General features: G+C 61.8%; 8 protein-coding genes and 1 tRNA gene. 7 read left to right on the top strand and 2 right to left on the bottom strand.

The window, feature by feature from the left end; all coding sequences use genetic code 11:
• Positions 1-72: 72 nt before the first annotated feature.
• Positions 73-507, bottom strand: a complete 435-nt coding sequence (locus GOX01_RS12180) for a hypothetical protein (protein WP_024717270.1) — start codon at positions 505-507, stop codon at positions 73-75.
• 77 nt (positions 508-584) lie between these two features.
• Positions 585-863: a hypothetical protein gene (locus tag GOX01_RS12175; protein ID WP_024717271.1), complete on the bottom strand. Its 279-nt coding sequence runs from the start codon at positions 861-863 to the stop codon at positions 585-587.
• An 86-nt stretch (positions 864-949) separates the two neighbouring features.
• On the opposite strand from GOX01_RS12175, the gene GOX01_RS12170 reads away from it, so the two are divergent.
• The 7 genes from GOX01_RS12170 to GOX01_RS13350 all read left to right on the top strand — a co-directional run.
• Positions 950-2,110, top strand: coding sequence for an ABC transporter ATP-binding protein (locus GOX01_RS12170; RefSeq protein WP_011252947.1), 1,161 nt, complete (start codon positions 950-952; stop codon positions 2,108-2,110).
• Positions 2,111-2,399: 289 nt separating this feature from the next.
• Positions 2,400-3,347, top strand: a complete 948-nt coding sequence (locus GOX01_RS12165) for an extracellular solute-binding protein (protein WP_231100974.1) — start codon at positions 2,400-2,402, stop codon at positions 3,345-3,347.
• Complete coding sequence (locus GOX01_RS12160) at positions 3,344-3,751, top strand: hypothetical protein (RefSeq protein WP_024717272.1); 408 nt, start codon at positions 3,344-3,346, stop codon at positions 3,749-3,751. The genes GOX01_RS12165 and GOX01_RS12160 overlap by 4 nt, the downstream gene beginning before the upstream one ends.
• Positions 3,748-4,239, top strand: a complete 492-nt coding sequence (locus tag GOX01_RS12155) for a YcgN family cysteine cluster protein (protein ID WP_011252944.1) — start codon at positions 3,748-3,750, stop codon at positions 4,237-4,239. Before GOX01_RS12160 ends, GOX01_RS12155 begins: the two co-directional genes overlap by 4 nt.
• 4 nt (positions 4,240-4,243) lie before the next feature.
• Positions 4,244-4,927: a M48 family metallopeptidase gene (locus GOX01_RS12150; RefSeq protein ID WP_011252943.1), complete on the top strand. Its 684-nt coding sequence runs from the start codon at positions 4,244-4,246 to the stop codon at positions 4,925-4,927.
• Between the two features lie 7 nt (positions 4,928-4,934).
• Positions 4,935-5,020 (top strand) — tRNA-Leu (locus tag GOX01_RS12145).
• A 93-nt stretch (positions 5,021-5,113) separates the two neighbouring features.
• Positions 5,114-5,276: DUF6538 domain-containing protein (locus GOX01_RS13350; protein WP_371858545.1), on the top strand; the 163-nt coding region annotated here is incomplete at its 3' end.

The raw sequence follows: 5,276 nt of genomic DNA, 5'->3' as shown, positions 1-5,276 counted from the left end.
ACTGGCGAAGTGCTTACGCCATTACGCGGAGACTGACTATATGGCTTTGATCAATATCAGCCACAAAATGTCTTATTTTCTGAGACCGAACAAATTCCGCACAATGGCGAACAGACGGGCGATGGTGAAACGGCCGGCCGGCCCGAAGACCAGCCCCGTCAGCGCCGCCATGGCGAGAGACTGCTTGAACTCGATGAACTTGCGGTCACGGCGGATACGGGCCTCGATTTCCACCGGATCCGGGATGGAACGGGCGGCCAGGAGTCCGAAGATCACGACGAACAGGAGATCCACGCCGATCACGCAGAGCGCGGACTTCACATAGCTCAGCCCTGCGACATCAATGAAGAATGCCCACAGGAACCCGTGAAATGAGATCGCTGTAAAGAACAGAAAGACTGCCGCGACGATGGCATAGGCCACCCTGCGGCCGATTCGCATTGCAGAGCGGGAAAGGATCTGCCCCTGGGCTGAAAGGACATCCTGTCCGAGTTCGATAGGCTTCATGGAAAGTCGCTTGCCTCTTCTTCAGGACGGGGCCGGACGAGATGCCGTCCGTCCCCCGCCTGGAAAGAACCGGGCTGTTACTTGGAGAAACGGCCGGCGAAGAAACCGACCACGGCCGAAATCAGGACGGCTGCAATCGGACGCGCCCGCACACGCGTCGAAACATTTTCAATTTCATGATCCGTGATTTTGCGGGCATTTGCAACGGCATGGTCCGTGCGGTCAGCCGCATCAAGCAGAGCGGGGTTGATGCGGTTGTTCAGCAGTTCCTGCAGCTGGTCCCGCAGACTGTCGATCTGAGCCTGTGTGGTCTCGGTTGCCACTTCAATGTTATCCTTGACGCTTTTACGGCTCATGTTCAAACCCCTTCTTGAATATCCGGTCAGATCTGTTCTGGCCTGATTTTGTTTCGCCTATAACGATCCATTCTCCCAGAGGTTGCATGTCAGGCCTGTCCGGCGTTTCCCGCATGGCTCCCAAGCAGAGGAGCACCCGCCCCTCCCGCCCGAAGCCCGTGCTGGAGGTAGCCGGCCTGGGCGCGGCCATTGATGCGCCGCCCGTCGACCTGTCGCTCCAGCCCGGCGCAACCCTGACCCTGTTCGGAAACCAGCCCGCGGCCCTGTCGCGTCTGCTGGATGTTCTGGCCGGGTTCCTGCCCTCTCTGGGCGGCACCATCACGGTCAGCGGCGAGAACGTGACGTCCCGTGCGCCCGCAGAGCGTCGGATGCGCATCGTGAGTCCGCGGGACCCGCTTTTTCCGCATCTGGACCTTCGGGACAACATCGCCTTCAGTCTGCGCGCCAGCCGACAGGGCCGAACCGAAGCCCGTGCGGCGGCCGGACGGATGATCTCCCTTCTGGGACTGGACGGCATCGCCGGCCTGCGCCCTGCGGAGCTGAGCCCGGAACAGTCCCTGCGTGTCAGGCTGGCCCGCGCCCTTGTCACATCTCCAGACGTACTGCTGCTGGATGATCCACTTCATACGCTCGATCCCCATGCCGCACGCCGCATCCCGATCCTGCTGGGCACCCTCTCCCGCGCCCTGAATCTCAGCGTGATCCAGAGCGTCTCGCGCCGCGAGGATGCCCTGCGTTCGGGCGGCGAAATCGCCGTCTTTCATGACAACCGGCTTTTGCAATGTGCAGACGCCGCCCGTCTTTATGACCGTCCGAACTGCGTTGAGATCGCGACCCTCTTTGGCGAGACCAACACCCTGCCGGGTCAGGTTCTGGATATTGGCGACGACGTGGCTCGCGTTCATCTGGCCTGTGGCGGCATCGTGGACGCGATGGCCGCCGAAAATCTGGCTGAAGGACAGGAATGTCTTGTCTGTGTCCTCCCCGACCGGATTTCACCGTTTTTCGGAGCCCATGGCCTGGGGATGGACGATGAGGGGGAGACGCCCGTCCGCGGTGTTTTGACCGACAGCACCCATCTCGGGGATCATATCCGCATGCGGGTCCGCTGCGCCGAAGGAACGGAAATCGAGCTGCGCCGCCCGCCGCTTCAGGCCCAGAAGATCCCGGCACCGGGAACCGCCGTGCAGCTCGCCTGGCCCGCCGCCCATGCGACAGCCTTTCCGCCCGGCGCCGGGATGTATTAAAGTGCGCCCGTCCTGTCCGGACGCCCGTAAACCGTTCCCTTTCCAGCAAACCCAGTCTTCCAAGGATCTTTCCGTTCTGACCCGGTCCGCCTTCCCCTTGCGACATGTCTTCCGGACATCCGGTCGGGTCCCCCGCAGGAGTGGCCCCCGCCAGCTGTGTCTCTGCGCCCTGCTGCTTCTGTCGTCCCTGGAGCCTGTAGCTCAGGCTGCATCCGCGCGTTCGTCACATGATGCCACCGGCATCGGGTCGTTTTTCACGTCTGTCGGACACGGCATCACCTCCGTCTTCATGCCAGGCTCCGCCTCTGCACATGGGCATGAACGTGCCCGGCACCGTCGCAGAACTGTCCGTCATCACGCAGCTGCGCCCGTTGCCCCTGAACCCGGTTTCGGCGTTCCGGAAGGCACGATCGCAGCGCACGCCCTCACCTCCAGTGACAACACCCTGCGTCTGGTGGAATGGGACGGTCAGACGACAACACTCCAGACCGGCTCCCATGCTGCGAAACCCGCATGGATGGCCGTTCTCGTCACGGGAACGCAGCTGGCGCAGGCCTGCGCGGGCGGATGGGTCCATACACTGGACGACAGCCCCACCTGCGGCATCCCCGGTGGCGTCAGTGACCTGGCCCTGACCTGGGACCGCTCACGGCTGGCAACAGCTCCGGGCTGGCAGGATTTCTGGGACGTAGCCCGCCATCCAGGACGACGGGGGCTGCATTTCGGCGCCAGAACAACACTGGAAATCGCCCTGCTGGCCGATGGTGTCGCACCACAGGACATCTATCCTACCCTTTCCACGCAGGCCGGTGTGGATCGCGCCTTCCGCAAGCTGGACCTGCTGCGCCCCTATATCGTGTGGTGGACTACGGCTGCCGATGCCGCACGCATCATGGAACAGAGCAGCGCCCTCATGCTGAGCGCGCCGAGTACGGAAGTGACCAGTGTCAGTTCCCGGGTTCAGGCCGGAGCCGCAAGCTCGCTTTTCGTTGCCGGCACCCAGAACGTGCTGCGGACGCCGCTCTTCTGGGCCATTCCCGCCAATGTTCCCGCGGACAGTGCCCATCGGACACTGGTCCAGCTCAAAATGCACGCTCCCCATCTGGAAGACATGCCCGGACCGGTTCCGCCGGGAAACACGCCGACGTTCCTGACTGTCAGCGACACGTTCTGGTCCCAGCATGGTGAAGCGCTCGAACAGCAGTTCGAAGCACGTTTCGCCCCACAAACACCATGATGTCGCTCGCATTACGGCTCAACCTGCCCGCAATCCTGACAGGGCTTCTCGGGGCCTGCGCCGTGATCGCGCTGCTCATGCGTGCGCTGCCCGCTCCGGTCGTGCGGCGTCTTGGATTGCTGCTGCTTCTGCCCGCCCCAGGACTGGCCCTTGCGCTGGCCAGCATTCATTCCGGTCTGGGCTGGCTGGAAGGCATGCTCATTGCGCCGGCAGTCGTTTTTCCAACCGGGGCGACCCTGCTGACCCTGCCGCCAGGTACAACACGCGCCGCCATCGGACTGGGCGCCGACCTGCCGACACGTCTGCGCCTGATCTGGTTTCCGCTCCTTCTGCCCTCCGCTTTTCTTTCCATTCTGCTCGCGGTCGTTTTCTGCATCGCCTGCGCCCTGCTGGACCATCCATGACTTCTCCCACCGCGCCTTTCTGGCAAACCGTCCCTCTGGACCAGATGTCTTCCGAACAGTGGGAGTCCCTGTGTGATGGCTGCGGTCGCTGCTGCCTCAACAAGCTGCGCGACGAAGACACTGAAGAGGTCATTTACACGAACGTCGCCTGCCGCCTTCTGGACACGCATACCTGCCGCTGCACCGACTACGCCGACCGCCACCGCAAGGTCCCGGACTGCGTGACCCTCACGCCGGAACTTCTGGCCGAAATCGACTGGCTGCCTCCAAGCTGTTCCTATCGTCTGCTGCGCGACGGATTTGATCTTCCGGACTGGCACCCTCTGCGGACGGGCAACGAAAAGGGCGTGCACAGTTCTGGTGCCTCGGTCCAGGACCGCTGCATCAGCGAGCGTCGCGCCGGACCGCTGGAAGACCATCTGGAAGACTGGCCCGGGGAATGGCCGGACCGCTCTCCGCTCTGTCATGCGCTGAAACGCAAGGGCTGAGACCATGCTCCCGCCGACCGTTCCACTTATCTGGAAACGTTCGACACGGGCCAGGCGCATTACGCTGCGGATCGAGCCCGTCCGGGGCGAAGTCATCATCACGGTTCCCGAGCGCATCAGCCGGGACAGGGCCCTGGCGTTCGTCCACCAGCAGACGGAGTGGATCACCAACGCTCTAGCCGCTTTGCCGGAAAAGCAGGCGCTCGCTGACGGCTCAGAGGTCATGATCGAAGGGAGAAGCATCCCTATCCTGCATGAACCCACGGCCCGGCGCGGCTGCTGGCTGGATGCGGAAGGGCTGCATGTCAGCGGAGAAGCCTCACACACGGAACGACGCGTCCGCGATTTTCTTCAGACCATGGCAAAGGAACGCCTGACACAGACGCTCCAGACCTATTCAGCAAAAATGGATCTGCACCCTGCCCGGCTCGACCTGCGCGATGTCCGGACCCGATGGGGCAGCTGCACGCGCCAGGGACGCATCATGCTCAGCTGGCGCCTGCTGATGGCTCCCCCGGAGATCCGGGATTATGTGGTCATCCACGAACTGGCGCATCTGAAACACTTCAATCACGGCCCCGATTTCTGGGCCCTGGTCGACCGTTTTATTCCGCAGGGCCGTACAGGACGTCTTGCAGCGGAACGCTGGTTGAGAGAAAACGGTACCGCTCTTCTGCGCGCAGCATGAGGGCTGTGCGAGCTTGGCGGAATGGTAGACGCACGAGACTTAAAATCTCGAGTCCGCAAGGGCGTGCGGGTTCGAGTCCCGCAGTTCGCACCATACTAAAGCATTGAAAACGCTGGGTTTTTCGGGTTTCCACCAACCTGAGACCCAGTGTTTTGCTACACAGGTCTGCTACACATACGGACCAAAATGCTGATTCGTCGTGATGCTGGATACTCTTTCAGGCAACGAGTTCCTGATGCGATTCGCACTTTCATCGGAAAAAATGAGATTTGGGTATCGTTGGATACAAACAAAAAAGACATTGCAAAAAATCGAGCTTCTGCGATTTATATATTGACAAATAAATTGG

The organism is Gluconobacter oxydans (assembly GCF_006539685.1).
GTDB classification, from domain to species: domain Bacteria; phylum Pseudomonadota; class Alphaproteobacteria; order Acetobacterales; family Acetobacteraceae; genus Gluconobacter; species Gluconobacter oxydans.
This window is presented reverse-complemented; position numbering and strand designations above follow the sequence as displayed.

Bases quoted from the DNA above. Each gene is read 5' to 3' on its own strand.
- GOX01_RS12180 (WP_024717270.1), bottom strand. From the start codon at position 507: ATGAAGCCTATCGAACTCGGACAGGATGTCCTTTCAGCCCAGGGGCAG.
- GOX01_RS12175 (WP_024717271.1), bottom strand. From the start codon at position 863: ATGAGCCGTAAAAGCGTCAAGGATAACATTGAAGTGGCAACCGAGACC.
- GOX01_RS12170 (WP_011252947.1), top strand. From the start codon at position 950: ATGTCAGGCCTGTCCGGCGTTTCCCGCATGGCTCCCAAGCAGAGGAGC.
- GOX01_RS12155 (WP_011252944.1), top strand. From the start codon at position 3,748: ATGACTTCTCCCACCGCGCCTTTCTGGCAAACCGTCCCTCTGGACCAG.
- GOX01_RS12160 (WP_024717272.1), top strand. From the start codon at position 3,344: ATGATGTCGCTCGCATTACGGCTCAACCTGCCCGCAATCCTGACAGGG.
- GOX01_RS12165 (WP_231100974.1), top strand. From the start codon at position 2,400: ATGCCAGGCTCCGCCTCTGCACATGGGCATGAACGTGCCCGGCACCGT.
- GOX01_RS12150 (WP_011252943.1), top strand. From the start codon at position 4,244: ATGCTCCCGCCGACCGTTCCACTTATCTGGAAACGTTCGACACGGGCC.